We start from the raw sequence: 26,448 nt of genomic DNA, 5'->3' as shown, positions 1-26,448 counted from the left end.
CAAAATTCAGACTTATCAACTATAACATTTAACAATTGGATAATTTTCTGCCAATTTTTTGTTATGATTCGCTCGCTTTTTCAAACGATTGGATTGAAAAAGGTGCCGTTTCCAAATAGGAAACTCCAGAAGTGATTTATGGTTATTTCCGGGTAAATAATGAATATAAGGAAGGGAAATTCATGGCATTTAACAAACTTCTCAAAGTAGGCGCTATCGCTGCAGCCGTAATGGGCGCAAGCGCAGTTAACGCTCAAGAGTTTATTACCATCGGTACTGGCTCTGTGACAGGTGTTTACTACCCAACTGGTGGTGCTATCTGTAAGTTGGTAAATAAAGGTCGTAAAGACCACAACATCCGTTGTTCAGTAGAATCGACTGGTGGCTCAATTTACAACGTTAACACTATCCGTGCAGGCGAATTAGATTTTGGTATCGTGCAATCGGATTGGCAGTACCACGGCTACAACGGTACGAGCAAGTTTGAAGAACAAGGCCCGTACAAGAAGCTACGCGCAATGTTCTCTCTTCATACAGAACCTTTCAACATCATTGCGCGTGCAGATTCAGGTATTGAAAACGTTGAAGACCTGAAAGGTAAGCGTGTAAACATCGGTAACCCAGGCTCTGGTGACCGTGCAACGATGGGCGTTGTCATGGAAGCGATGGGGTGGACAAACGACAGCTTCAAATTGGCGTCTGAGCTAAAAGGCTCTGAACGCTCTCAGGCACTTTGTGATAACAAAATTGACGCCTTCATTTACATGGTCGGCCACCCGAACGGTTCAATCAAAGAAGCAACCACATCATGTGATGCGAAGCTAGTTTCAGCAACAGGCCCTAAAATCGATAAAATTGTTGCCGACAACCCATACTACGCCTTTAGCTCAGTACCGGCTGGTATGTACCGCGGTACAGACAAAGACGTAAACAGCTTTGGTGTTGCAGCAACAATGGTAACGACCTCTGATGTTTCAGACGATGTCGCTTACAACGTGGCAAAAGCTGTGTTTGAAAACTTTGATACCTTCAAACGTCTACACCCTGCATTCGCAAACTTGAAGAAAGAAGACATGGTGAAAGCTGGTCTTTCTATTCCTCTTCACCCAGGTGCAGAAAAATACTACAAAGAAATGGGTCTAATTAAGTAATTTCCTCAGACTCTACATACAGGCAGGAAAGAATATTTTCTGCCTGTTTGAGCATACAGGTTGTAGCACGTTCTAACTGTATGCTTCATTCGCCAGTTTTCTTCTGAAAACTGCGAGCTCATACCCAAGAAAACTTAAACGCCGCCTAACAGAGTATCCAACAATCAACACTTTGAGTTCAGGCAGCAAAATACTCGAAAGCAAACTTCGCTCCATTCACTACACTGATAGAGGCGAAGTGTGGTTCTCGATAAAAATCAGACAGGACCATCAATAATAAGGAAAAAGTACATGGCGACGAATCAAGCTCCGTCACAAGATGTGCAAGAAATGGTGGCTCAGGCAGACACAGGTGCACGTAGCCCTTCGGGAATGCAAGGACGAATCCTTTGGTTTGTTCCTCTGTGTTGGTCACTATTTCAATTATGGTACGCATCCCCGTTACCATTTATTTTCAATTTTGGCGTACTGAACGACACGGAAGCGCGATCTATCCACCTTACTTTCGCGATCTTTTTGGCTTTCACTGCTTATCCAGCGATGAAGAATTCTCCTCGCGATCATATCCCTCTTGTTGATTGGATACTCGCGTTGGCTGGCAGCTTTTCAGCAGCCTATATATACCTTTTTTATACCGAGCTAGCAGGACGCTCAGGCGCACCGACAACGGTTGATATCGTTGTTGCTGTTATCGGTATGATCCTCCTTTTAGAAGCAACACGCCGAGCACTTGGTCCACCATTAATGGTCGTGGCTGCTGTTTTCCTTACTTACACCTTTGCAGGCCCTTACATGCCTGACGTTATCGCGCACAAAGGGGCAAGCTTGAACAAGGCCATGTCTCACTTGTGGCTAACAACAGAAGGCGTATTTGGGGTTGCGCTAGGTGTTTCTACCTCTTTTGTCTTCTTGTTTGTATTGTTTGGAGCAATGCTGGAACGCGCTGGTGCTGGTGCTTACTTCATTAAAGTTGCCTTCTCGTTACTTGGCCATATGAAAGGTGGTCCAGCTAAAGCGGCCGTTGTTGCATCAGGTTTATCTGGTCTGGTTTCTGGTTCTTCAATCGCAAACGTAGTAACAACTGGCACCTTTACGATTCCACTGATGAAGCGTGTTGGCTTTCCCGGCACAAAAGCGGGTGCGGTAGAGGTAGCGGCTTCAACCAATGGTCAGTTAACACCGCCAATCATGGGTGCAGCAGCATTTTTGATGGTGGAATACGTCGGTATCTCCTACGTTGAGGTGATTAAAGCCGCCCTACTTCCAGCGCTAATCTCTTATATTGCTTTAATTTACATTGTTCACCTTGAAGCGTGTAAAGCAGGCATGACAGGGCTTCCTCGTCGCCACAACCCAACACTAGTACAAAGTCTGCTGTCCTTTACTGGCACAATCTTAGGATTGTGTGTGATCAGCGCATTGGTTTACTACGGAGTGGGCTGGACAAAGGACGTCTTTGGTGATGCCGCGACACCAATTGTTACCGTCGCACTATTAATCGCGTACGTTGGGTTGGTGAAAGTCTCAGCAAATCACGTGCAAGATGGCGCAATTGAGATTGATGCAGAATTAACAGAAGTACCTGATCCTGGCCCAACCGTTAAGTCAGGCTTGCACTACCTACTCCCTATCGTCGTATTGGTTTGGTGTTTGACTGTCGAACGTTTCTCACCTGGCCTTTCGGCATTCTGGGCAACGGTGTTCATGATTTTCATTTTGCTTACTCAACGTCCGTTGATTGCACTGCTGTCAAAGCAAGGTGACATGCTTCAGCAAACCAAAGATGGCTTTGTCGATCTTGCCGAGAGCTTAGTTTCTGGTGCGCGTAATATGATTGGTATCGGCGTTGCAACCGCGGCAGCGGGCACCGTTGTTGGTGTTGTTACACTAACGGGTATCGGCCTAGTGATGACCGACTTCGTCGAGTTTATCTCTGGTGGCAGTATCATTCTTATGCTGCTGTTTACCGCCATCATTAGCTTGGTTCTGGGGATGGGTCTGCCAACAACGGCGAACTACATCGTGGTCTCTACGCTAATGGCGCCGGTTATTGTTACGCTCGGCGCGGCGCATGGCTTGATTATTCCGTTGATAGCGGTGCACTTATTCGTTTTCTACTTTGGTATTTTGGCCGACGATACCCCACCTGTAGGTCTTGCAGCTTTTGCAGCAGCCGCAATTGCGAAATCAGATCCAATTCGTACCGGTATCCAAGGTTTTACTTACGATATTCGAACCGCTATTTTGCCGTTCATGTTTGTGTTCAATACCCAGCTATTGTTAATGGGGATCGACTCTTGGTGGCATTTGGCGCTCACGGTCATCTCATCGATCATTGCAATGCTGATATTCTCTGCGGCAACTCAAGGGTGGTGGTTCACGCGTAACAAGTGGTGGGAAACAGTCCTATTATTAGTACTGACGTTTTCGTTTTTCCGTCCAGGTTTTTGGTGGGACATGCTGTACCCAGCGAAAGTTCTTTCTCCTGGCGTTGAGGTAGCTCAAATCACGGAAACACTAAATGTAGGAGAATCATTGGAGTTACGTGTTGCCGGTGAAAACCTTGAGGGCGACTACATTGAGAAAACGGTTCGTCTTCCATTCGAAGACAGTGCGACAACAGCAGACGCACGTATTTCATCTATGGGTCTAATGCTGACCGAAAGTGACAACAAAATGATTGTCGATATGGTTGAATTTGGTAGTCCAGCAGAGTCCGCAGGTATCGACTTTGATTGGGAAATCAAGTGGGTTATCCAGGATGCAGACCGTCCGATGAAAGAGTGGGTGTTTGTACCATGCTTAATGATTTTGCTGGTGCTTGCAATGAACCAAAAACGTCGTGCTCGTAAGGAACAATTGAGCGCATAACCGATTTGGCCCCGAGGATAAAGGGGCCTTAATGAGAGACATTGAATGTACAAACAAATTCTTGTTCCGGTTGATCTAAATGACCAAGGCTTTTCAGACCGAGCGGTTGAACTAGCGGTTTGGCAGGCAAAGCAAGCAAATGCTCAAATCCATCTTCTGACGGTACTACCTGGTATTCACATGTCGATGGTTGCCACATACTTTCCGAAAGATGCTGCGGCCAAAATGAAGCAAGACGTGAAGCAGCAACTAAAAACTTTCGCTAATGAGCATATTGCTGAAGATGTGGTTTACCAAGTGCATGTTGCTGAAGGCAAGGCCTACGCGACCATTCTTGATTATGCAGAACGTTTAGGCGCAGATCTCATCATTATGCCAAGTCACAAGCGCTCTAAAATCAATAAAGTAATGCTTGGCTCTGTCGCGAGTAAGGTTGTGGAATATTCTCCAATCAATGTGATGGTCGTAAAACCGCAAGGCTAAGTAAATACAGAAACGAAAAAGGACGCTAACATTAGCGTCCTTTTTATATTAAACAAGTAAGGGTTATGCCATCACTGGGTAATCGGTATAACCTTCTGCTCCACCCAAATAAAAGTGTTCTGGTTTCGCCTCATTAAGAGGTGCATTTTTCTTAAATCGCTCAACTAAATCTGGGTTTGCGATAAAGGGAACGCCAAATGCGACCACATCAACTTTGTTTTCTGCAATTGCTGTTGCCGCTTCTTGTGCACTGTAGCCCACGTTCGCCATTAAGTGACCTTTATAGTTTTCGCGTGCTGGCTTGAGAACATCTGCTTTTTGTACGCCTTTCAGATCCGCACGCATCACGTGCCAATAAGCAAGATCGAAAGAATTAAGTTGCTCTGCTAAGTAACGCATCAAGCCAACTGGATCACTGTCTTTCATGTCATTAAATCCATTTAGCGGAGATGTGCGCAGACCGACTCTTCCAGGTCCCCACACCTCAACGACTTCTTTCACTATCTCAAGTAAAAATCGAGCACGATTTTCAACCGAGCCACCGTATTCATCGGTACGTAAATTTGAGCCGTCACGAAGGAAGTTATCAATAAGATAACCATTGGCGCCATGTATCTCGACCCCATCAAAGCCGGCTTTCTTGGCGTTTTCTGCACCTTGTTTAAACGCCGCAACAATGGAAGCTATCTCATCCACTTCGAGTGCTCGTGGTACCGTATATGCTTGCTTACCCGAAGGGGTATGGACTAATTCATCACGAATGGCCAATGCGCTCGCCGCTACAGGTGTTTTTCCTTCATTCAGATCAGGATGACAAGCTCGTCCCGCATGCCAAATTTGCAGTACAATCTTACCGCCTCTCTCATGAACCGCATCCGTTACCTTTTTCCAAGCTGCGATTTGCTCTTCGCTGTAAATGCCCGGCTCTGCCATGAAAGCAGACGTACCTTCCATCACCATGGTGCATTCAGCAATGATAAGTCCGGCACTCGCACGTTGAGCGTAGTATTCAACCATAAGGTCATTAGGAATATGGTCCGCACCAGCACGAGCTCGCGTTAAAGGCGCCATAATGGCACGGTTATCTAATGCTAATTGACCGAGTTCGATAGGAGAAAATAAGTCTACAGAGTTGGACATGGTGTTTACCTCAAATGACAATAACTTGATGGCTAAGGATGAGGTGCCAGACTATAATCAGATTAATATTGAAACAATATGGATAATTGAAAGTGATTGTTCGCAATTTAGAAACAATTGACTTTAGAACGCTTTCTATCTTTGTCACAAGCTGTCGACTACTGAGCTTAACCAAGTGCGCGCTGGAGTTAAACCTACCAAAATCTACTGTTAGTAAAGCCATAACCAAACTCGAACAACACTTTGAAGCCAAACTGCTAGAGCGCACAACCCGAAAGTTAGTGATCACCGAAGCTGGCCAAATGGTTTTAGAGCGTGCTGCAAGCTTAGTTGAGGAATTCCACTCAATTGGCCATGACGTACAGGAGATGGAACAACAGATCCAAGGCCGGCTGCGTATTTCCGCGCCACCAGCGTTGGATGCGTATATGGCGGAACACATCTTTTTGCCATTTTTAAAACAATGGCCAAAAGTACAAATTGCGTTAGAAGCATCGAACGATTTTGTTGATCTGTTTTCACACGGCTTTGATATGGCAATTAGAGTCGGTCAGATAGTTGATGATCGATTGATCGCAAAAAAATTAGGCTATACCACTCGAGTCCTGGCTGCTAGCCCTGAGTATTTAGCTGAGTTCGGCGTACCTGAAACGCCAGAAGATCTGACAAAACACAACTGTTTGAGGTATCAATATGTTTCAGAAATAGGGCCTTGGACGCTGATCTCACACGATAATACCGTCAATGTTTCAATAACCAGTAACTTCTCAAGTACAACTGTAGAAGCAATATTGAAAGGCGCACTTAAAGGACTAGGCATCGCTAACTTACCTGTGCAGAACATGACGCAAGAGCTAGAAAGTGGCACCTTAGTCAGAGTGTTACCGCAATGGCACACGGTACCAATGCCTATTTATTTAGTCTATCGTCCTGGAGCAAACCGCCCACGGCGTGTACAAGCAATGATTGACCATATCATGAGCTTAAGATCTCAATTTGAATTTGGCCCTCGGCATGGTTTGTGTTGCGGAGAAGCATAACCTAGCAACTATCAGGCACTAGCATGCTGCTCGGATAAATGCCGCAAGCTTCTCACTAGCATGCTGTTCACTCAATGCAGACATATCACCCGCGGCTTCCACTTTACCATCTGCCACAAACACAAAGTGGCTGGCAATCGCTTTGGCATCGCTTAAATGGTGCGTGACCATCAATACGGTTATTCCCCGCTCTGCTGCGAGTTTTTTTACCAAGCTCAGCATCTCTTCACGCAACACCGGATCAAGCGCCGAGAACGGCTCATCCAATAGCCACATGGGATGAGGCTGAACAAAACAACGCGCTAAGGCAACACGTTGACGCTGGCCACCAGAAAGATGCTCTGGCAAACGGTCGAGGTACTCTGCAACACCAACTTGCTGCGCGGCTTGTTCAATCTGACGATTTTGGTCCACCGTAAGCTTTAGCCCTGGGTGTAAGCCCAAACCGATGTTGTCACGCACCGATAAGTGAGCAAACAAATTGTGCTCTTGGAACAACATAGAGAACGGACGCAGATAAGGCTCTTTACGCACAATGGACTCACCATCAACACAAATATCACCACGGTCAGGATGGATGAATCCTGCCACCAACGCCAGCAAGGTTGACTTCCCTGCCCCACTTGGTCCCATCAGCGACACAATCTGTCCTTGCTCAATCGTTAAGTCAAAACGAAACAGTTCACGTTGGTAGGTGTACTGCACATCATCCAACACTAACATTACGCTCTCTCCTTCGTTTTCAATACTTTCTCAATCAAGGCAAAACAGCCCACACTCAACAACAATAAGGTCACCGATACCACCGCAGCCGCGTCCATCTGATAGCTGCCAAGCAGCTGGAATAAATACAGAGGTAAAGTGCGGAACTCTTGTCCGCCAAACAACGCAATAGCACTTAAATCGCCAATCGCAAACATAAAGCTGATCGCAAACGCATGTGCAAACGGCTTGCGTAGCGCCTGCCACTCCACCACTTTAAACCGTTGCCAGCCACGCATGCCTAAGCTGGCACATACATACTGATACTGTTGTTCAATGTGCAGCATTGGCTGCGCTAGCGTTTTGATCACGTAAGGCAAAGCCATCAAACCGTTCACCAAAATCACGACAAAAAATGCCAAGCTAAAAACATCGGTAAATGCGCGCAGTAGTAAGAATAAACCGGTGCTAATCACCAGACCTGGAGTCACCAAAATAACGGTGCCGATTAACTCAATCTGATCGGCTCGCGTGTTTTTGTACTGCAACCGCCAACGGCGACTGGTCAATAGTATGGACACCCCTGCAGCGACCGCAAGCGCGCTAGCGACACAGGCGACTTTGAGGGAGTTCAATAGCGCAGACCAAAAACGCTCATCGGTTAATACTGTCCAAACTTGTTGGTTGATGCCACTCAGTAACACCATCAATAACGGCGGTATTACCAGTAAAAAGGCACCTATGATCCAAAAGCTATCCCAAGCTTTTGACCACCCATGATCCTTCGTTAAATATTGCTGTACCGATGTGCTTCCAGCACTGATAGAAACAGGCCTTGTTAACTTCTGCACTCCAATAGCAAGCAGTCCACATAACAGCATCTGCCACAGCGCCAATAACGCCCCAGCTTGTAAATCAAAATCAAACTTAATCGCTTGGTAAATGGCCAATTCAATGGTGGTGGATTTTGGCCCGCCCCCCAACGCCATTACAGTGGCAAAACTGGTAAAGCACAACATAAACACCAACCCACAAACGTGGGGAAGCTGCTGCCTTAAACGCGGCCATTCTACCCAGCGAAACTTATCCCAATGGCTCATCCCAAGATGCGCGCAAAGCTTATGCTGCTCGGCAGGAATAGACTCCAAGGCTTGCAGAAGCAATCGTGCCGCGTAAGGTAAATTAAAGAACACATGGGCGAGTAAAATGCCGTTCAAACCGTAAATAGAGAATGGCAGTTTAGTGTCGAAACTTTGCAACCACTGCGCCAACAAACCACTGTTGCCATAAATCGCTAACAGCCCAAAAACACCAACCAAAACCGGCAAAACCAGTGTCGATGCAAACAGCTTAAGCAGTAATGATTTACCAATAAATTGGCGACGCGAAAGTGCGTGCGCTACTGGAATGGCAAAGCCAACACTGAGCAATGTGGAAAGAAACGCTTGGTAGAAACTGAACTTGGTGACATGTTGATAGTACGGGTCGCCCCATACCACAGACACATCAAGTGAAGGGGCTTGAACAATCAAAGCACCTAGGGCAGAAATAACAAAGGTCGCGATGATCATCGCGACCCCTAAACCTATTTTTGGAACAGAATTCAAAGGTAAAACCTATCTCATTCAGATGAGGATGGAAACGTCAGCTAAAACGTCAATGCGCTTTGCCATTCGCGAATCCAAGACTTACGCATTTTTGCCACTTCATCAGCACTAAAGCTCAACGACTTGCTTGGAACACTCAAAGTTTCAAAACCTTTAGGTAACTCAACGTCAGTGACTGGGTACATCCAGTTACCCGTTGGCATCGCCGATTGGAACTCATCACTTAAAATGAAACTCATAAATTGATCAGCAAGTTCTGAATTTTTTGCCCCTTTCACTTTAGCGGCTACTTCAACTTGCATGTAGTGGCCTTCAGCAAAATTCGCCGTAGCAAACTTCGAATCGTTTTCCGCAATTAAGTGGTACGCAGGTGAAGTGGTGTAAGAAAGCACTAAATCGGACTCACCATTGAGGAACATAGAATACGCCTCAGACCAACCTTTCGTGACCGTTACGGTTTTGCTCGCTAGCTTCTGCCACGCTTGCGTCACATCGTCGCCATAAATAGATTTCATCCATAGCATTAAGCCTTGGCCCGGCGTTGAAGTCCGCGGATCTTGGTAAATCACTTTCAGATCGTCGCGCGTTTCCACCAGCTCTTTCATGCTTTTCGGCGGATTAGCCAGTTTCTCTTTGTTGTACACAAACGCGAAGTAGCCGTAATCGTACGGTACAAACGTCGTGTCACTCCAACCGTTTGGTAACACTGTGTTAGCCGTATCCACATTGTGCTCGGCAAGCAGATCGGTTTTCTTCGCTTCTGCCATCAGATTGTTATCCAAACCTAATACGATGTCCGCTTTGCTATTACCGCCTTCAAGACGAAGACGATTCAGAATCGACACACCATCGTCCAACGCTACGAAGTTAACGTCACAGCCACATTTTACTTCAAAAGCTTGCTCGATTTTAGGACCCGGCCCCCAATCTGCGGCAAAAGAGTCGTAGGTATAGATGGTTAATGTGTTTTCAGCGGCAAACGCTGAAGTAGAGGTGATTGCAGCTAGGGCAATCAGATTTAGAGTGGGTTTCACTGCTCGCTCTCCATGAGTATTTCAGAGAAATAAGTTGAGCGGCACAGGGTTTGAGGCGGCTATTAAGGACTTCCAATATCCAGACTCAATTCCTACGCCAGCATTATCTGGTTCAGGTAATACGGGTCCCTAGTTAAACACTTAGGTCTCAGCGCCCCAATGCATTGATTGACTCAATGCTAAATGGGTTTGCTCCCCGATGAGTTGGATGGATTGTAAAGGTATTTGAGTGGTTACACAATCAGCTCACGAGCGCTGGTCATAACCCCAACGAGGCACCAAACCTTGCTCAATACCTAAGTGGTCAAGAATTCTCGCCACCATAAAATCCACTAAGTCTTCAATACTCTTTGGCTGATGATAGAAGCCTGGAGCTGCTGGCATGATGGTGACGCCCATTTGCGACAGTTTGTGCATGTTCTCCAGATGTAGCGTTGAAAATGGTGTTTCGCGAACCACGAGCAACAGCTGCCCGCGCTCTTTCATTACCACATCAGCGGCCCGCTCGATCAAGTTATCTGACATACCATGCGCAATCGCTGCAACGCTTCCCGCAGAACATGGGCAAACCACCATTTGCTTTGGTGCAGCAGAACCAGACGCAACCGGTGAGAACCAGTCATCTTTACCGCAAACGGTGATGTTATCGGGATTGCAGTTCAGGTGCTCTACCAATGCTTGCTGCGCTGCTTCTGGACCACTTGGCAGCTTAAGATTATGCTCGGTTGCCATCACAACACGAGCTGCCGAAGAAATCAGAACGTAGACATGATAATCCGCCGCAACCAAGCATTCTAAAAGACGAAGGCCGTAGGGAGCACCAGAAGCCCCCGTTAATGCCAACGTGATGGCTTTTTTGTGAGAGGGTTGTGTTTTGTTTTGCATATCAATCAGGCTTTTTGTTTTAACTGCTCAAGAAGTTTTCCGTGAATACCACCGAAGCCACCATTACTCATGACTAGAATTTGGTCACCTGCTCGCGCACGTTCGACGATCTTGGCTACAAAGTTATCTATATCCGCATCGACAAACGCTGGCTGTTTGCATTGGTCGGCAATGTCTTGCACAGACCACTCGATATTATCTGGCTGGAACAAGAAGACTTCATCTGCACTGTGTAGTGACTCTGCAAGTGTGTTTTTGTGTACACCACGCTTCATGGTGGCAGAACGCGGCTCTAACACAGCTAGGATGCGTTTTTCACCTACCTTGTTACGCAAACCACCGACAGTAAGTTCAATTGCCGTTGGGTGATGCGCAAAATCATCGTAAACCGTCACACCTTGTTCTTCACCTTTCAGCTCTAAACGGCGCTTGGTATTGATGAAACGCCCTAATGCTTGGCAAGCAAGATCCGGAGTGACTCCAACATGTCGTGCAGCAGCGATTGCCATCAGCGCATTATCCACATTGTGGTCACCCACCAAATTCCATTCGACGGTACCAACCTTCTCGCCTTGCAACGCAACGTCAAATTTTGAGCCATCAAGCACTAATTTGTGCGCTTGCCAGCCACCATTCTCACCAGAGAACTGTTTTTCAGTCCAGCAGCCACGCTCTAATACATCCGCTAACGCCTGATCTTTTCTCGGCGCTAAGATCAATCCATTGCCCGGTACAGTTCGCACTAAATGATGGAATTGGCGCTTGATCGCTTCTAGATCATCGAAGATATCAGCATGATCAAACTCAAGATTGTTCATGATTAAAGTGCGAGGATGGTAATGCACAAACTTAGAACGCTTATCGAAAAAAGCACTGTCATATTCGTCCGCTTCAACGACAAAAAACATACTTTCACCCAAACGAGCAGACACTCCGAAGTTACCGAGTACCCCACCGACTAAGAAACCCGGTTGATAACCACAATCTTCAAGTATCCAAGCAAGCATGCTCGACGTGGTCGTTTTCCCATGTGTACCCGATACCGCCAATACCCAACGATCATGCAGCAAAAACTCGTTGAGCCACTGCGGGCCAGAGGTGTAACGCATATTAGTGTTGAGCACATGCTCGACACAAGGGTTGCCACGGCTCATCGCATTACCAATCACCACAAGATCTGGTTGAGGGTCGAGTTGAGACGGGTCAAAGCCTTCAATAATTTCAATACCTTGAGACTCAAGCAGTGTGCTCATTGGCGGATAAACGTTGGCATCAGAACCAGTGACTTTATGTCCTAATTGGCGCGCTAGAATCGCTGCGCCGCCCATAAATGTGCCACAGATACCCAAGATATGAATGTGCATAAACTAAACCTTGTAATGCGTTTTTTAATGCTTTCATTATCGCGATTACCGCCTGAAAAGCGAGTGACTTTAGCCTTCTTCTTGCAGTCCCTTTCACAAATATGACAAGGTTGAACACAGACTGTACAACCTCTTGCTTACTGATGAATCCCTCAAACAAGTCTACAAATAAATTGAGATCTCAAACAGTTACTTCATTACCATTAAAAAGATCTGCGACTTAAACTTACATCCAGCGCAATCGTTTAACATCCATAAAGAGATGCTCACTTGCGCACTACCCCCAATGAAATGAAAATGTAAGGATTAACCATGTCAGGACTGCGCACCCTAGGCGAGTTCATTGTCGAAAAACAAGCGGATTTCCCCCACGCTAGCGGTGATCTATCATCCCTTTTAGCCTCCATTCGTTTAGCTGCAAAAATCGTTAACCGCGAAATCAACGCAGCGGGTCTCGGTGATATCACTGGTGCTGTAGGCACGGAAAATGTCCAAGGTGAAGATCAGCAAAAGCTCGATGTTTACGCGAACGATAAGTTCAAAGCCGCGCTTGAAGCTCGTGATCAAGTGTGTGGCGTTGCCAGTGAAGAAGAAGACGAAGCAGTTGCGTTCAATAAAGAACTCAACCAAAACGCCAAATATGTAGTACTGATGGACCCACTTGATGGTTCTTCTAACATCGATGTGAACGTCTCTGTTGGTACTATCTTCTCGATTTACCGTCGTGTTTCTCCAATCGGTACTCCACCAACTGAAGAAGATTTCCTACAACCTGGTCACAAGCAAGTGGCTGCGGGCTACGTGATTTACGGCTCCTCCACCATGTTGGTATACACAACTGGTAACGGCGTAAACGGCTTTACTTACGACCCATCTATCGGCAGCTTCTGTCTTTCTCATGAAAACATGATGATTCCTGATGATGGTAAGATCTACTCCATCAACGAAGGTAATTACATTCGTTTCCCTCAAGGGGTGAAGAAGTACATCAAGTACTGCCAAGAAAACGTGCCAGAAGACGGTCGCCCATACACTTCTCGCTACATTGGCTCGCTGGTTGCTGATTTCCACCGCAACCTACTGAAAGGTGGTATCTACCTTTACCCAAGCACACAAAGCCACCCACAAGGCAAGCTACGCCTGCTTTACGAATGTAACCCTATGGCATTCCTCATTGAGCAAGCTGGCGGCATTGCATCGGACGGCGTGAATCGCATTATGGACATCAAGCCTACTGAGTTGCACCAGCGTGTACCTTTCTTTGTGGGTTCGAAGAACATGGTTCGCAAAGTTGAAGAGTTCCTTGAACTGCACCGCGACGAAGAATAATTTCAGACCTTTGTCCAACGCGGCAGGTGTTTACCTGCCGCGTTTTTGTCGCTAAAGTGAAACGCGAATTTATCATCAGATGAAGCCGCTTTTGTGTGACTCATCGTTAATGAAAAGGAATATTCTAATGAGCTTAAACCATGTACCAGCAGGCAAGTCGCTGCCTGAAGATATCTATGTCGTGATCGAAATTCCTGCAAATGCAGATCCAATCAAGTACGAAGTAGATAAAGACTCTGGTGCTGTATTTGTCGACCGTTTCATGTCTGCACCAATGTTCTACCCATGCAACTATGGCTACGTGAACAATACCCTGTCTCTTGATGGCGACCCAGTCGACGTATTGGTACCAACACCATACCCACTCATGCCAGGTTCAGTCATTCGCTGCCGTCCTGTTGGCGTTTTGAAGATGACAGATGAATCGGGTGAAGATGCAAAAGTGTTTGCGGTTCCCCACTCAAAAATCTCGAAAGAGTACGAGCACATCCAAGATGTGGACGATATCCCAGAACTACTGAAAGCGCAGATCACGCAATTCTTTGAGCGTTACAAAGAGCTTGAAGCAGGCAAATGGGTGAAAGTGGATGGTTGGGCAGATGTTGCTGCCGCCAAAGCTGAAATCCTAGAATCTTACGAGCGAGCTCAGAAAAAATAAGCATCACTGCTGATACAAAATTAAAAAGAGCTGCTCTAGGGCAGCTCTTTTGCTTTCATCTTACCTGTGTCAACTAGATAGGTGCGCCTGCTGAAGACATTCGTCCAGCGTCGTAGTCATGTTGAAAGAAGGGGTCAACATCATCACAAATGCCAAAATACGGCCGCCCGATAACACCGAGCATATAAGCACTTTGCTCACAATACTCTTGTTTGCCTTGCTGGTAACCCGCTTGATAAGCCATTATCAGTTCTGGCGTCGCATGGTTAACATCATCCAGCTTCGCAATTCGCTCCTCAGATAACTCCCGTAATCCATCTAAAGCTGACTGCTTACCAAACACTTGCCAATCGGTCACATTATTCGAAGTCGGTAGTGTTGTTTGTGCGCATGCAGCAAGAAGCAACGCCATTACTCCAATTACGAATGCTTTCATCGTGACTCCTTAGTGTTTAGCTCGTTGCTATTGATAATGTCAGTATAGCTCACACCTTTTGACACCAATCGCCGGAAGCGATTTCTTCGGTTAATTGCTCAGTATCTTGATATAAGTAGATCCAAGCTTGGCCAAACGGCGTAACGATGCTCTCTCGGCGATATTCCACTGGCACATCTTCCAACTTATCTAGCTCGGATAAGGTTTCATCATCAATCAGATACACTTCACCTTGAATCGAGCGTTGCCCATCAGACAACGCTGGATAAGGGCCTAAGTCATACATTGCAAATTGAGCATCCGTTTCATGTAAACCAAGAAACTGCGCCGAGCGCAAATACTGATGGTTGTACTCTCCCTTGCGTAACGTGCCGTAGACAAAAATCAAATGCTGCATAACCACTCCTTAGTCATGACTGTGTATGCTTAGGTTAAAGCACTTTAATCGAACTCAAACTGATAGAGTAGGTCAACGGCGCTATCTACACCAGATACCGCTTCTAAATACAAGTCTTGCATCAATCGGTAACGCACAGTGAACTCACCTAGGGAGTTAAAGATGCCGACACCATATTTCACCTGCAAACCTGGCAGAATATAACCACTCACCGTCACTTGCGAATCATCGCCCGAACCAGCAGTGTCCAGCTGTAAATCCTGTACGCCAAAGGCTTCACCGATTTCACCAACCACACGACCACTCTTCGCCAAGCTTAAACCAATTAAGGTAGTCGTCATTGCATTACCACCGGCTTCACCATCAATATCTTGACCACGAAGTAGATAAGAAAGTGCATTGGCTTGGTTCATCGCGGGCTCTGAGAAAATTTCTATACTCGGATCAGATGCTGGGCCCGACACTTGTACCCCCGCAATGACATCATCTTGGGTATTGTCTGGATTACGAATCGCTTTGATAGACAAGTAAGGTTGATCTGGTGGACCATTCATCAGAATCTTACCTTCTTTAATCAATAAGTCCTGACCAAACGAACGATAAGAACCATCGACAACATTCACTTCACCAACGATGAACGGACCTTTGTCTTTTTGTGTCACGTTTAGGCTCCCTTTCAACCCACCTTTTAAGCCAAAAGCGGCAAGTTGGAAGTCATCACCAATTTTAATGTTGATGTTCGTTTCCACATCAAACGGCATCGCAGCCACATCGTCCACTGGCTGCAAGTTTTTATCGAGAATAACGGTATCACTCGATACGCCTACTGCACTTGGTGGAAGCTCTTCGACGACAATTCTTCCCCATGGCAAATTAATATCACCCTCAATTTTCGCAAGCTGAGGGGTCACATCTATTGTCATGTCAGGCTCAACTTTGATTTTTACCATTGGAGGCACATCAACATTGAGCTCTTTAGCAAATACACGCGCTTTAGTGCGCCAGTTCTGTAAGTCCTGCCAGTCGGCATCACCGGTAACGTTCAACTCACCATCCGGGGTTAGAATTCCGGCATCCAAGTCCGCTTGATGGCCTTTAAAGTTGATGACGACCTGCCCTGAGTTTATATCTATCGGTGTGACTTCACCCTGTAGCTTCATTTGGTCAATCAAGAACTGACCATTCACCTTCGGATGCATGACGTCACCTGATATCGCTAGGTCAGTATTCATGTTTGCTTTAAACAAGCTGTACTCACCAATCAACGGTGCCAAGAAATCCAAGTGGAACGTAGAGAGTGAAACCTTACCATCAATAGTGGGCTTTTCAGACGAGACATTCAGTAAAGAAACCTTACCAGACAAGTCACCGTTATCTTTCACATCAAATAGCCACTCGGCATCAAGCTTGTCTTTCGCTAATGCTGCTTTAAAGTTGAAGCTTTCCCAACCGACTTTAATTGGCTGTTCAAGCGCTTGTTCAACTTGGCCTTTTGGCATATTGACACTTAAGGTTACTTCAGGCTTTTTCTCTGGTGCCCATTTAGCAAAAGCCTGTGCATTAACCGAGCCTTGCAGCTTGGTTTCTGACGGCAGGAATTGTTTGATTTGGTCAAAATCAAAATCATTGATGGCTAACTTCGCCTGGCCACTCTTACCGACACTAATGTCTTCGGTTAGACATACGCTCGACTCCGCTTGCAACCAACAATGCGCTTGAACGTTCGCGATCTGTTTGTCGATATTGACCTTCACCGCGGTCGATTTTTGCAACGCCCACGGGCCTTGTTGCGAGCTCAGCGTCAAGCGGCGCAGCGCCCCATCCCAAATCATTTCTGGTTTCTGCTGGAATGTCCCTTCAATTTCTAAACTGGTCGACACCAGGTCAGATACTACATCGAGCGTCAGTTGATGCAGTTTTTCATCCCCAGAGACTTCAAGGTCAGCACTATCAACTTTTATGTCGTCATAGGTAATGTTGTTCGCAATAAGGCTTATGTTCGCTTTTGGTGCTGGCAGAGGCTTCACATCACCCTTTAAAGTGATCGTTTCTACGTTCGCCTGTTGCTGCCAGTTTATCTGATTTAAAGCGAGAGCAAGATTGATGTCTGGTTCTTTCAAGCTACCACGTAGTGCGACTTTACCTTGCATTTTACCTGCAAGATCCGGAACACTTTTCGCAAAATCAGGGAAGTTAACCTCAACATCCATCAGAATTTGCTTATCTATCTTACCCTTTGCACTGAGTTGGTTTGGACCATGAGAAAGCGCTAGACCCTGAGTGGTAAGTTGGATGTCTTCGCCTTTGCCGTTCTTATCAGACGCTTCAAGTTGCCCTTCAACATTCAGCGGATACCCTCGCAAAATGCCGTCGATGTCTAACTTAGGCAAACTGACTTGCCAACCGCCTTGTTCTGTTAACGATCCCGAAGTCGAAAGGTTACCGCTGATATCCCCTTCAGCTTCTTTCCATTGTAAACCTGGTTGAATATTTTTCAGGTTCAAGTCAGCTTGCCAGTTGATTGGCGCGGCCCAATTGGCCATGACTTTCCCAGAGAGTTCGCCTCCCAGGGTTTTCACTACAAGGCTTTCGAGGTCAATTTGCTCTAACGTACCTTTGCCGTTTAGTGCGACATCAACGGCGGGAATATCTTTGCCCGAAGCTTTGGTTTCTAATGCGACTTCGTAGCCATCAAGTGAGCCTTTTGCCGCCAAGCTTGGTACAGAAACCTGGTAATCGCTTTGTCCAAATAGCGGCCATTGCGCCTGTACATTTTTAATCTCGACATCAAACGGTAACTGCGTTTTAAGCAGTTGAATATCACCTTTGATCTCCGCTTGTACAAGCTCAGAAAGCGTAGCATTTAGTGACAAATCACCAACCGAACCCGAGACCGAAAGCGACAGTTTTTGTCCCTTCGCATCCGCTTGCTTCACTAACGCGTCCAGTTGCGCTTTGATAGGGTAATTAGAAGAAAGCGTCACTTGTGTGCTCAACTTGCCTTCCACTTCTGGCATGTCGAGCTCTAACGTTTTGACATCAACACGTTCACCGCCTGCTCTTGCAACCAAACCAAGATGATTGACGATCACTGGCGTTTCACCCGCCAGTTTGAAATTGTGAATATCAAGACGACGCGCTTCAACCGTCAGTGGAATCCATACTTCGGGTAACACAATATCTTGCGGCGTAACGTCAGTTTCTTTCGGCTCCTCGGCAGCCGCTTCAGGTTCAGCCTCACTTGGTGCTAAAGCCACATTAATGTCTTTCAACGCGGTAGGTGCGATCACCAAACGATCACCCTGCATCGACAAAGCTGTCGAGAATGTTTGCCAATCAATTTGATTGCCCAGCACATTGACATTGATGTCATTAAAGCTGACTTTATTAACAAAAATTGGCACTGGCGTACTGATAGAACGCAGTGGTGGTGTTTCCTCTTGCTCCTCGCTTGCTGGCGGTAGCTCTGGCATCTTAAAGTCAAGCCCCTGCAGTCTTAACTCATCGACACAGACCTTAGGGTCAAAGAAACAGCGGAAGTTCACTGCCAATGCTAAACGCTCGACTTTGGCGTCGATATTCAAAGACTCATCGAAAAAACTGACGTTATGCAGTTCGAAGCGAGGAAACAATGAACCCTGCACTTTTTCAATCTGCAATTGTGGTAGTGCTTTTTCGGCTCCCCACAAGGCAAATTTGAGGCCTGGGTGGGTAAATAAAACTGTCGCGACAATAATGATGAGCAACAGCAATAGACCAATCAAACTGAGCGACAGCCATTTGGTCCACTTAAACATCATTTTGATCATAGCTCAGGCCCCAATGAGAAGTGGATACGAAACTCTCGTTCTGGTTTTGCATCCAACCCCCATGCAAAATCAAAACTAACAGGGCCCACCGGAGACGCCCAGCGGATACCAACACCAGCACCTGATTTCCAATCTGGTGTTTCATTAAACGCATCACCAATATCGTAAAACGTTGCAGCCCACCAGTTTCCATAAACACGATATTGGTATTCTAATGTACTGCTAACAATGTATTTACCACCCGTCAAAGCACCACTCTCATCCACAGGTGAAATAGATTCATAGCCGTAACCACGAATATTATTGTCACCACCTGCGAAGAAACGCAGCGACGGTGATAGCTTTTCAAGTTCATCGGTAATATTCGCACCACCTTCTAAGCGGAACAAACCACGATGATTCTCTCCAATACCACGAATCCAAGAAGTCGAGCCAATTAAGCGGAGCACTCTAGTTTCAGAAAGCATAGCGGTATCACCATACTCAATAGTGATGCTTTGCTTGTCTCCCCACATTGGCATATTGCCCCCTCGAACCCTAGTCCGAGAAAATGTCGCACCTGGAAGTACGAAGTTGAATTCATCATCTTGTAAACCTTGCGTAAAGCTCTCGTACAAATGACGAACATAAACGGTATTATGCCAACCACCGTCTGCTAACCAATGACGTTCCACTGCAAGGTTAGACTCGATACTCTGCGTGTCACGGTTGTCTAGGTTTTTAAGCCCATATTGAACTTGATAATAATCGTTAGCGACATCTTCTAAAGGAATTTTGTAAGAAGCAGTCACAGTTTGCTCTGGCTTAGATAGGGATAAAGCAGTGTTGAAACTGTGTCCTCGGGAGCTCACCCAAGGTTTCTTCCACTTCAACGTTCCTCGAACGCCGACATCCGTTGAGTAACCAATACCCGTCTCGATCTGATTCTTCGAAGCAGGAGATAAAGACACTTTAATTGGCAAGTCTCGGCCATCATCAAGCCTATCCAATTCAGGCTCAACAAAAACTGAGGAAAACCACTCCGTATTTGATAGCTTCTGGTTAAACTCGCCCAGCTTCGAAACGTTGTATGGGTCCCCTTCTTTAAAAGGTTGTAGTGATGCGACACGGTCTTCCCAGATGTGGTTGCCAATAAAAGAAACGTCGCCAAAATTGAAACGTATTCCACTGCTGTAGTGCAAACGGACATTAGCTTCGTTCAGATCAGGGATAACCTCTAATCGACTTAGCGTAAACTCACCATTGAAGTAACCACGCTGAAGCGCCAAGTTACGAATGCCTGACTTAAGGGTGTCGTATTGGCCTTGATTCAAAACTTGGCCAACTTTGAGCGGAGAGCGCTCAATAAGTTTTGCAAACTCTTCATCGTCCTTGGCCTCTCCAGTGATGACCACATCCATGACTTTCACTTTCACTGGCAAGCCCGGCTTGATGAGCACAATTAACTCATCATTCGCTTCAGGAATAGAGTATGAAATTTTTGCATGATAATACCCAAGCGCGTTAAGCGCTTCAGTGATACTTTGATCTAATCTCGCTTGAAAACGCAGAGAAGTGGAGTAATCCTTCTCTGGAATAGATGATAGATACGCACTGACATTCTCTTCTAAAGCGCCATCAATGCCTTTCAAAGTCAAAGAAACATCGGCATAGGCACCATGAGAAAAGGCAAACAGGCCAACAATGGTGGGGAGAGCTTTTTTTATCATGCTTTTATGGCTGAATGAGGTTAAGTAAACGTAAATAATGATAACGCCAATTAGATTCTAAGTCTGTAATATTAATAGGTTTAACGCGGTCTATGTCATCACAGCATCAGATACAGACGAAATGAAAAAGTTCGCAAATTTAAGACACGTATTGAAGGACAAATACCATGCTCAACAAACAAACATTGATCAGTATAGAAGATGCCTTGCCAGGTAGAGATCAACCAATGCAGATTGACGATCATCATTTTGTAAATAAATCTAACCTAAAGGCGCCTCTGACGTCACACCAACAACAGATTTTGCTCGGAATGGGCTGTTTTTGGGGCGCTGAGCGCGTATTTTGGCAACTCGACGGCGTTGTATCTACTTCGGTCGGTTACGCTGGGGGGTACACACCCAATCCCACCTATGAAGAAGTCTGTACGGGTAAAACGGGTCATACAGAAGTCGTTCGAGTCGTTTTCGATGAACGCGTCATCTCATTAGAAAAGCTACTGGCTGTTTTTTGGGAAAAACACGACCCAACTCAGGGAATGCGTCAAGGTAACGACTTAGGTACTCAATATCGTTCTGCAATTTACACTTATTCGACGGAGCAACTCGAGAGCGCAGAGAAATCGAAACTCTTGTATCAACAAGCACTGCAAGAAGAGCAACGCGCGAACATCACCACCGAAATACAACCAGCAGGTCCGTATTACTTTGCGGAAACCTACCACCAGCAATATTTGGCGAAAAACCCTGATGGTTACTGTGGCATCGGAGGAACGGGAGTTTGCTTCCCACCAAGCCTCCAAGGATAAACCTAACCAGCAACAAAAAGAGCGACCGATATGGTCGCTCTTTTCTAAATCTAAGTGGGTACCAAGCTAACTAAGCCGATAATGATGCTATCACTTGGTTGACTTCTTTAAAGATGGTGAGCCTTTTATGATCGTTGACGTCAGGTAGTAACACTTTGCCATTGTCGAACTGAAAACAACCAACCCCGACAATAAAAAACTGACCTTTGAACAACGTTTTAACAAAACGGGCCACTTGTAATGGTCGATATACAGCAAACTCACGTAGCATAACTCACCTCAATTCCTTTGAGAAAACACGGATTGCTTATTTTTCCTCTGCAATCTTAATGCGCAATTTGCGACGGAACTCATTTTAGCAAATTCTAAATATAACGCAAGATTACACCACTCCATACGTTAAATAAATGTTATAAACGGTCCTACAAATTTCTAAGATCTGGATATATACTGGAAGCTTCCAAACCTCGTACGGAATATAACAATATGAAAACTAAGACTCTCCTACCTCTACTACTGGCCTTAACGCCAAGCTTGACCTTTGCACACAACTTGTCAGTAGGAAAAAGCGTTCCTCCTGTCAATGTTGCCGCTTACGGCGAGATTGTTTTACAAGGCGAAGGCGTTGCATACCAACCCTGGGCAACTCAACATATGCAAGGCAAAGTTCGTGTTATTCAAGCCATCGCAGGCCGTAGCAGTTCAAAAGAGATGAATGCCCCTTTAATGTCGGCAATAACAGCGGCAAATTTTCCACAAGAAAGCTACCAGACGACGACTATCATCAACCAAGATGATGCAATTTGGGGGACAGGCTCTTTCGTGAAGTCTTCAGCTCAAGACAGCAAAAAAGAGTTTCCTTGGTCATCCATGGTTCTTGATGAAAGTGGCGTAGTTGCTAATACTTGGGACCTGAAAGAAGAAAGCTCGGCCATTATTGTTCAAGACAAAACGGGCAAAATTCTGTTCGTCAAAGAGGGCGCACTTGAGCAAGATGAGATAACAAAAGTCATTGAGCTTATTAAACAGAACATCTAGCTTCATTGAATGGCTCCTTGCTCTTGCTGTAAGGAGCTATATGAATTTGATTAGAAGCATGGGCAGTGATAACTCTGCTCTTTATAAGTGCGACACTTCCATCAGAGAGTATTACCAATATTTTTCGGCACGTATGTGTGGAGTTAAATTTTTCTGCTAGCCAACAAAAGAGTGAACTTTTATTCATTATGGGTGTTATATTATAACAGTCGGTAAGAGGAGCTCAGATGTACCACCACCAGCAAAAAACACTAAGATATTGGTATCGCACTGCTTTATTTTTCAGTGTTGCGTTGCTGATCGCTTGGAACTTTGCGGTTGTACTTCATCAAGTCGATCTGACGCCCGACCATCATACCCATCATCATTGCCAATTATTTTCTGGTGTTCAGCACGGTATAGCAAAGGTACAACCTACCCTCTCTACACCGACTTTTACGCGCGCCCAGCATCATCATGTTTTTTTGCATCTCGTGTACGGCGAAGAAGTTCTTGGCGCTGCTCGTGCCCCTCCTTATTTTGCTTAATTTCCAAACTATTCCACACTCAAAATTATTGAGTTCATTCCCGCACCTAGTGTGTCAGGGAACAATAACTTAGTGAAACTCGAATCTGAGCAATACCGCCTTTGGTTAATGCCAGTAAAATTAGGAAAAATACAATGTCATCAAAACACGTTTTAGCCCTTGCTATTGGCCTCACTTTATCGACAGCAGCGAATGCAAACGAATACCGCCAGCATGGTGCTCATGTGCATGGTCACGTCGAGTTTAATATCGCCCAAGATGGCAAAGATCTGTTAGTAGAGATCACAGCTCCTGGAGCTGATGTTGTGGGTTTCGAACATGCTCCAGAAAACGCACAACAAGAGCAAGCGCTTAAACAAGCCGTCGCTACACTCGAAGACAGCAACGCATTGTTCGCTATTAACCCACAAGCTGATTGTAATATTGAAGAAGCTTACGTGAGCCACAACCTAAGCGAAACTCATGAGGAACATGATCATAGTGAGCACGACCATGATGACCATGCACATCACGATCATGAAGGACACGAACACCATGATCATAATGAACATCATGATAAACATGACCACCATGACGATCATGATGAGGCGCACGATCATGGCGGTCACGGTGAATTTTCGGTGCAATATCGCTTCAATTGCGAACAAGTTAATCAGCTTAGCCAAATCCAAACCGATTGGTTTAACCAATTCCCAACTACAGAGTCCATCAGCGTCAATATATTCACTGATACCATGCAATCAGCAATTAAATTAAGCAAAGATAACACCCAAATCGTAATCAAATAACACGAGTGGCGTGTAAGTACCTACTTACACGCCAAAGCTTTGGTGATTTAATATGACTGAAACCACACCAAATGTTGTCGAGCTAGAGGATGCCCAATTTTTCTGGCCCGGTTCAATCAACGCAACCATCCACATCCCTAAATTACACATTACACAAGGCGAGCATGTGTTTATCAAAGGTCCAAGTGGCTGCGGTAAATCGACCTTGCTCGCTTTGTTGACGGGGATTAACACATTAACTTCAGGCTCTCTATCTGTACTCGATACTGACCTTGCTAGTTTAAGTGCCAGTCAGAGAGACCGCTTTCGCGCCAATCATATTGGCTACATCTTTCAACAGTTCAATTTATTGCCGTACCTTAACGTACTTGAAAACGTATTATTGCCATGTCAGTTCAGTAAAATACGACGTGACCGTGCCCATTTAGGTGCCTCATCTCAAACGTTAAATGAACAGGCTCAGGCCCTACTAGAACGACTGCACCTGCCAAACGAGCTTCATACACGCCCTGTCTCTGAATTGAGTATTGGTCAACAACAACGTGTGGCTGCGGCTCGAGCTCTGATAGGACATCCAGAGTTAGTGATCGCTGACGAACCAACCTCAGCTTTAGACTATGACAATCGTAAAGCATTTATTGAGCTCCTTATGGAGCAAGCGAATCAAGCCAATGCCACACTGGTATTCGTTAGCCACGACCCAACACTCGAACCCTTATTCGATCGCACGCTCAATCTACCCGACATTAATCAAGTATCTAGCCTAGGAGCCATATCATGAGTGCTGTTGTAAAGCTCGCCTGGAAAAGCTTGATGAACCGCAAAGCGACGGCAATTCTAACCATCATGACCGTTGCGATTTCAGTGGTACTCCTCTTGGGCGTCGAGCGTATCCGAACTCAAGCCAAGGATAGCTTCGCTAATACAATTTCAGGCACTGACCTCATTATTGGTGGACGCTCTGGGCAAGTGAACCTATTGCTCTATTCTGTGTTTCGTATTGGTAATGCGACCAACAACATCGATTGGAAAAGCTACCAAGAGTTTGCCAATCATCGTTCAGTCGATTGGGCTATTCCAATCTCGCTTGGCGACTCGCATAAAGGCTTCCGAGTTATGGGAACCAATCACAGTTACTTTGAGCATTACAAGTTTGGAAGTAAGCAACCACTAACATTTAGCAAGGGTAGAGAATTCCATGGTTTATTTGAAACCGTGCTAGGTTCTGATGTCGCTAAACAACTTGGTTATGATATCGGTAGCGAAATCATCATTGCCCACGGCATTAGCGACGTTGGCTTTAGCCGTCATGACAATCTGCCATTTAAAGTTGTCGGTATCCTTGCACCTACAGGAACACCAGTCGACAAAACTGTCCATGTATCATTGGAAGCCATCGAAGCCATTCACGTCGGATGGGAAAGTGGTGCGCGTTTGGGCCCGACACCCAAGGCACAAGATCTCAAAAACAGAGACTTTCAGCCCAAACAAATTACCGCTATGCTCGTTGGTTTGAAATCTCGTATTCAAACTTTCGCCCTGCAAAGACAAATTAACACCTACCCCAAAGAGCCGCTCAGCGCCATTATGCCCGGCGTTGCGTTGCATGAGTTATGGGGAATGATGTCGGTTGCAGAGCAAGCCCTAATGGCAGTATCTGGTTTTGTCGTGATTGCAGGGTTGTTAGGTATGTTAAGCAGTCTATTAACTAGCCTACAGGAACGCCGCCGTGAAATGGCGATTTTGCGTGCCATGGGAGCAAGGCCTCGTCATGTTTTCTCACTCTTAATTAGTGAAGCTAGCTTGCTTACTGCTGCTGGTATTATTACTGGCGTTACTGGGCTGTATGCCATTCTTGCTATCGCGCAGCCGATCATCCAACAGCACTATGGAATACATCTCACCTTAAGCATCTTATCTACTTATGAGTGGATGCTATTAGGTTTCGTACAATGCGCTGGTATTGTGATTGGTTTCATTCCCGCACTCCGCGCCTACCGACAGTCACTGAGTGACGGAATGACAATAAGGATTTAATAAAATGTGGAAAAAAATACTCGCAAGTTGCTTGCTGGTCGTCGCATTCACAGCGCCTGTTATGGCCAGCGAAGAACCATTAAAGCTTGACTGGATTGACCTTGTTCCAGAAAAAGAGCGTAAATTGTTCGACAGTATAGGCATGCCTGCATCTGATCACAGTGGTGGCGCAGCGCAGCAGTCCAAGATTGGTAATGTTCGACCAGAACTGAACGGAAGCCAAGTTAAAATTCCAGGGTTTGTTATCCCACTTGAAGGTGATGCCAATACCGTCACCGAGTTTTTATTAGTGCCATACTTTGGAGCTTGTATTCACGTGCCACCACCGCCTCCAAACCAGATCATTTACGTGAAGTTTCCGAAAGGCGCGCCTGTTCAAGAGTTGTGGGATGTTATATATGTGGTTGGAACGTTGAAAACCGAGACGATAAACCACGAACTGGCAGAAACGGCTTACGTTATTGAGGGATCAGAAATAGAAGCCTACGACGATATGTAATTTAAGTCGTCGATAAGCCTCGCTACACCTAAGGCGTCACACTGGCGCCTTTTTTAGCTTTGTGCTACACGATATAACGAGATAAATACGCTAACACGCCCACATAAATAACCAAAAGAAACGCTATCGACAGGTGCT

General features: G+C 45.8%; 24 protein-coding genes and 1 riboswitch. Of the genes, 13 read left to right on the top strand and 11 right to left on the bottom strand.

What is annotated here, in order from left to right; translation table 11 throughout:
• The first annotated feature begins 182 nt into the window (after nucleotides 1–182).
• The 3 genes from IQP38_RS09435 (at nucleotide 183) to IQP38_RS09425 (ending at nucleotide 4,505) form a co-directional block, all read left to right on the top strand.
• Nucleotides 183–1,151, top strand: a complete 969-nt coding sequence (locus tag IQP38_RS09435; RefSeq protein WP_054579268.1) for a TAXI family TRAP transporter solute-binding subunit — start codon at nucleotides 183–185, stop codon at nucleotides 1,149–1,151.
• Between the two features lie 291 nt (nucleotides 1,152–1,442).
• Nucleotides 1,443–4,022: a TRAP transporter permease gene (locus IQP38_RS09430; RefSeq protein WP_005383099.1), complete on the top strand. Its 2,580-nt coding sequence runs from the start codon at nucleotides 1,443–1,445 to the stop codon at nucleotides 4,020–4,022.
• Between the two features lie 45 nt (nucleotides 4,023–4,067).
• Nucleotides 4,068–4,505, top strand: coding sequence for a universal stress protein (locus tag IQP38_RS09425; RefSeq protein ID WP_005379654.1), 438 nt, complete (start codon nucleotides 4,068–4,070; stop codon nucleotides 4,503–4,505).
• 63 nt (nucleotides 4,506–4,568) lie between these two features.
• Here IQP38_RS09425 and IQP38_RS09420 read toward each other — a convergent pair whose 3' ends face one another.
• Nucleotides 4,569–5,645, bottom strand: coding sequence for an alkene reductase (locus IQP38_RS09420; protein ID WP_047101924.1), 1,077 nt, complete (start codon nucleotides 5,643–5,645; stop codon nucleotides 4,569–4,571).
• A 92-nt stretch (nucleotides 5,646–5,737) separates the two neighbouring features.
• Here IQP38_RS09420 and IQP38_RS09415 point away from each other — a divergent pair, with 92 nt between their 5' ends.
• Nucleotides 5,738–6,685 (top strand): LysR family transcriptional regulator, encoded by a 948-nt coding sequence (locus tag IQP38_RS09415; protein ID WP_005379650.1) that lies wholly within the window; start codon nucleotides 5,738–5,740, stop codon nucleotides 6,683–6,685.
• A gap of 18 nt (nucleotides 6,686–6,703) precedes the next feature.
• On the opposite strand, the gene thiQ is transcribed toward IQP38_RS09415, so the two are convergent.
• The 5 genes from thiQ to mpl form a co-directional block, all read right to left on the bottom strand.
• The gene (gene thiQ / locus IQP38_RS09410; protein WP_005379648.1) at nucleotides 6,704–7,408 is read right to left on the bottom strand and encodes a thiamine ABC transporter ATP-binding protein; all 705 of its coding nucleotides are present in this window, start codon (nucleotides 7,406–7,408) and stop codon (nucleotides 6,704–6,706) included.
• A complete protein-coding gene (gene thiP, locus IQP38_RS09405) occupies nucleotides 7,408–8,994 on the bottom strand; it encodes a thiamine/thiamine pyrophosphate ABC transporter permease ThiP (protein WP_017820277.1) in 1,587 nt (528 codons plus the stop codon). Before thiP ends, thiQ begins: the two co-directional genes overlap by 1 nt.
• A 41-nt stretch (nucleotides 8,995–9,035) precedes the next feature.
• Nucleotides 9,036–10,028, bottom strand: coding sequence for a thiamine ABC transporter substrate binding subunit (gene thiB / locus IQP38_RS09400; RefSeq protein ID WP_193837533.1), 993 nt, complete (start codon nucleotides 10,026–10,028; stop codon nucleotides 9,036–9,038).
• Between the two features lie 72 nt (nucleotides 10,029–10,100).
• A riboswitch (TPP riboswitch) is annotated at nucleotides 10,101–10,237 on the bottom strand.
• 37 nt (nucleotides 10,238–10,274) lie between these two features.
• Nucleotides 10,275–10,913, bottom strand: a complete 639-nt coding sequence (locus IQP38_RS09395) for a flavin prenyltransferase UbiX (RefSeq protein WP_033906022.1) — start codon at nucleotides 10,911–10,913, stop codon at nucleotides 10,275–10,277.
• 5 nt (nucleotides 10,914–10,918) lie between these two features.
• A complete protein-coding gene (mpl, locus tag IQP38_RS09390) occupies nucleotides 10,919–12,277 on the bottom strand; it encodes a UDP-N-acetylmuramate:L-alanyl-gamma-D-glutamyl-meso-diaminopimelate ligase (protein ID WP_054576639.1) in 1,359 nt (452 codons plus the stop codon).
• Between the two features lie 312 nt (nucleotides 12,278–12,589).
• On the opposite strand from mpl, the gene fbp reads away from it, so the two are divergent.
• Together fbp and ppa are read left to right on the top strand one after the other, a co-directional pair.
• Nucleotides 12,590–13,606 (top strand): class 1 fructose-bisphosphatase, encoded by a 1,017-nt coding sequence (gene fbp / locus IQP38_RS09385; protein WP_005383114.1) that lies wholly within the window; start codon nucleotides 12,590–12,592, stop codon nucleotides 13,604–13,606.
• A gap of 127 nt (nucleotides 13,607–13,733) precedes the next feature.
• The gene (gene ppa, locus IQP38_RS09380; protein WP_005379635.1) at nucleotides 13,734–14,264 is read left to right on the top strand and encodes an inorganic diphosphatase; all 531 of its coding nucleotides are present in this window, start codon (nucleotides 13,734–13,736) and stop codon (nucleotides 14,262–14,264) included.
• A 73-nt stretch (nucleotides 14,265–14,337) separates the two neighbouring features.
• Here ppa and IQP38_RS09375 read toward each other — a convergent pair whose 3' ends face one another.
• The 4 genes from IQP38_RS09375 to IQP38_RS09360 are packed head-to-tail and all read right to left on the bottom strand — an operon-like array spanning nucleotide 14,338 to nucleotide 20,615.
• Nucleotides 14,338–14,700, bottom strand: coding sequence for a DUF2799 domain-containing protein (locus IQP38_RS09375; RefSeq protein ID WP_017633454.1), 363 nt, complete (start codon nucleotides 14,698–14,700; stop codon nucleotides 14,338–14,340).
• 49 nt (nucleotides 14,701–14,749) lie between these two features.
• The gene (locus tag IQP38_RS09370) at nucleotides 14,750–15,097 is read right to left on the bottom strand and encodes a gamma-glutamylcyclotransferase family protein (protein ID WP_054576638.1); all 348 of its coding nucleotides are present in this window, start codon (nucleotides 15,095–15,097) and stop codon (nucleotides 14,750–14,752) included.
• A 44-nt stretch (nucleotides 15,098–15,141) separates the two neighbouring features.
• Entirely contained in the window at nucleotides 15,142–18,906 is a 3,765-nt protein-coding gene (locus IQP38_RS09365) for a translocation/assembly module TamB domain-containing protein (protein WP_193837532.1), read from the bottom strand.
• Entirely contained in the window at nucleotides 18,903–20,615 is a 1,713-nt protein-coding gene (locus tag IQP38_RS09360; RefSeq protein ID WP_005379622.1) for an autotransporter assembly complex protein TamA, read from the bottom strand. The genes IQP38_RS09365 and IQP38_RS09360 overlap by 4 nt, the downstream gene beginning before the upstream one ends.
• 167 nt (nucleotides 20,616–20,782) lie before the next feature.
• On the opposite strand from IQP38_RS09360, the gene msrA reads away from it, so the two are divergent.
• A complete protein-coding gene (gene msrA, locus IQP38_RS09355; RefSeq protein ID WP_017633451.1) occupies nucleotides 20,783–21,421 on the top strand; it encodes a peptide-methionine (S)-S-oxide reductase MsrA in 639 nt (212 codons plus the stop codon).
• 70 nt (nucleotides 21,422–21,491) lie between these two features.
• Here the strand turns inward: msrA and IQP38_RS09350 are convergent, their stop codons facing one another.
• Entirely contained in the window at nucleotides 21,492–21,692 is a 201-nt protein-coding gene (locus tag IQP38_RS09350; protein WP_005379612.1) for a DUF1107 domain-containing protein, read from the bottom strand.
• Nucleotides 21,693–21,907: 215 nt separating this feature from the next.
• Here IQP38_RS09350 and IQP38_RS09345 point away from each other — a divergent pair, with 215 nt between their 5' ends.
• The 6 genes from IQP38_RS09345 to IQP38_RS09320 all read left to right on the top strand — a co-directional run bounded on the left by IQP38_RS09345 (nucleotide 21,908) and on the right by IQP38_RS09320 (nucleotide 26,310).
• The gene (locus tag IQP38_RS09345; RefSeq protein ID WP_054574246.1) at nucleotides 21,908–22,459 is read left to right on the top strand and encodes a YtfJ family protein; all 552 of its coding nucleotides are present in this window, start codon (nucleotides 21,908–21,910) and stop codon (nucleotides 22,457–22,459) included.
• Nucleotides 22,460–22,686: 227 nt separating this feature from the next.
• Nucleotides 22,687–22,986, top strand: a complete 300-nt coding sequence (locus IQP38_RS09340; RefSeq protein WP_005379608.1) for a DUF2607 family protein — start codon at nucleotides 22,687–22,689, stop codon at nucleotides 22,984–22,986.
• Between the two features lie 134 nt (nucleotides 22,987–23,120).
• Nucleotides 23,121–23,774 carry a zinc uptake protein ZrgA gene (zrgA, locus tag IQP38_RS09335; RefSeq protein WP_054574245.1) on the top strand — a complete coding sequence of 218 codons (654 nt, stop codon included), beginning with the start codon at nucleotides 23,121–23,123 and terminating at the stop codon, nucleotides 23,772–23,774.
• A 52-nt stretch (nucleotides 23,775–23,826) separates the two neighbouring features.
• A complete protein-coding gene (locus tag IQP38_RS09330; RefSeq protein ID WP_017820286.1) occupies nucleotides 23,827–24,555 on the top strand; it encodes an ABC transporter ATP-binding protein in 729 nt (242 codons plus the stop codon).
• Entirely contained in the window at nucleotides 24,552–25,811 is a 1,260-nt protein-coding gene (locus IQP38_RS09325) for an ABC transporter permease (protein ID WP_017820287.1), read from the top strand. Before IQP38_RS09330 ends, IQP38_RS09325 begins: the two co-directional genes overlap by 4 nt.
• A 4-nt stretch (nucleotides 25,812–25,815) precedes the next feature.
• Nucleotides 25,816–26,310, top strand: coding sequence for a DUF3299 domain-containing protein (locus tag IQP38_RS09320; RefSeq protein WP_064353581.1), 495 nt, complete (start codon nucleotides 25,816–25,818; stop codon nucleotides 26,308–26,310).
• Nucleotides 26,311–26,448 lie beyond the last annotated feature (138 nt).

It is taken from the genome of Vibrio sp. OPT41, assembly GCF_015163595.1.
Taxonomy (GTDB): Bacteria; Pseudomonadota; Gammaproteobacteria; order Enterobacterales; family Vibrionaceae; genus Vibrio; species Vibrio alginolyticus.
This window is presented reverse-complemented; position numbering and strand designations above follow the sequence as displayed.

Excerpts from the sequence above, each read along its gene's own strand:
- IQP38_RS09340 (WP_005379608.1), top strand. The coding sequence starts at position 22,687 with ATGTACCACCACCAGCAAAAAACACTAAGATATTGGTATCGCACTGCT.
- IQP38_RS09360 (WP_005379622.1), bottom strand. The coding sequence starts at position 20,615 with ATGATAAAAAAAGCTCTCCCCACCATTGTTGGCCTGTTTGCCTTTTCT.
- IQP38_RS09420 (WP_047101924.1), bottom strand. The coding sequence starts at position 5,645 with ATGTCCAACTCTGTAGACTTATTTTCTCCTATCGAACTCGGTCAATTA.
- IQP38_RS09395 (WP_033906022.1), bottom strand. The coding sequence starts at position 10,913 with ATGCAAAACAAAACACAACCCTCTCACAAAAAAGCCATCACGTTGGCA.
- IQP38_RS09345 (WP_054574246.1), top strand. The coding sequence starts at position 21,908 with ATGAAAACTAAGACTCTCCTACCTCTACTACTGGCCTTAACGCCAAGC.
- IQP38_RS09330 (WP_017820286.1), top strand. The coding sequence starts at position 23,827 with ATGACTGAAACCACACCAAATGTTGTCGAGCTAGAGGATGCCCAATTT.
- IQP38_RS09325 (WP_017820287.1), top strand. The coding sequence starts at position 24,552 with ATGAGTGCTGTTGTAAAGCTCGCCTGGAAAAGCTTGATGAACCGCAAA.
- fbp (WP_005383114.1), top strand. The coding sequence starts at position 12,590 with ATGTCAGGACTGCGCACCCTAGGCGAGTTCATTGTCGAAAAACAAGCG.
- IQP38_RS09365 (WP_193837532.1), bottom strand. The coding sequence starts at position 18,906 with ATGATCAAAATGATGTTTAAGTGGACCAAATGGCTGTCGCTCAGTTTG.
- ppa (WP_005379635.1), top strand. The coding sequence starts at position 13,734 with ATGAGCTTAAACCATGTACCAGCAGGCAAGTCGCTGCCTGAAGATATC.
- IQP38_RS09435 (WP_054579268.1), top strand. The coding sequence starts at position 183 with ATGGCATTTAACAAACTTCTCAAAGTAGGCGCTATCGCTGCAGCCGTA.
- mpl (WP_054576639.1), bottom strand. The coding sequence starts at position 12,277 with ATGCACATTCATATCTTGGGTATCTGTGGCACATTTATGGGCGGCGCA.
- IQP38_RS09350 (WP_005379612.1), bottom strand. The coding sequence starts at position 21,692 with ATGCTACGTGAGTTTGCTGTATATCGACCATTACAAGTGGCCCGTTTT.
- IQP38_RS09370 (WP_054576638.1), bottom strand. The coding sequence starts at position 15,097 with ATGCAGCATTTGATTTTTGTCTACGGCACGTTACGCAAGGGAGAGTAC.
- zrgA (WP_054574245.1), top strand. The coding sequence starts at position 23,121 with ATGTCATCAAAACACGTTTTAGCCCTTGCTATTGGCCTCACTTTATCG.
- msrA (WP_017633451.1), top strand. The coding sequence starts at position 20,783 with ATGCTCAACAAACAAACATTGATCAGTATAGAAGATGCCTTGCCAGGT.
- IQP38_RS09425 (WP_005379654.1), top strand. The coding sequence starts at position 4,068 with ATGTACAAACAAATTCTTGTTCCGGTTGATCTAAATGACCAAGGCTTT.
- IQP38_RS09430 (WP_005383099.1), top strand. The coding sequence starts at position 1,443 with ATGGCGACGAATCAAGCTCCGTCACAAGATGTGCAAGAAATGGTGGCT.
- IQP38_RS09375 (WP_017633454.1), bottom strand. The coding sequence starts at position 14,700 with ATGAAAGCATTCGTAATTGGAGTAATGGCGTTGCTTCTTGCTGCATGC.
- thiQ (WP_005379648.1), bottom strand. The coding sequence starts at position 7,408 with ATGTTAGTGTTGGATGATGTGCAGTACACCTACCAACGTGAACTGTTT.
- IQP38_RS09320 (WP_064353581.1), top strand. The coding sequence starts at position 25,816 with ATGTGGAAAAAAATACTCGCAAGTTGCTTGCTGGTCGTCGCATTCACA.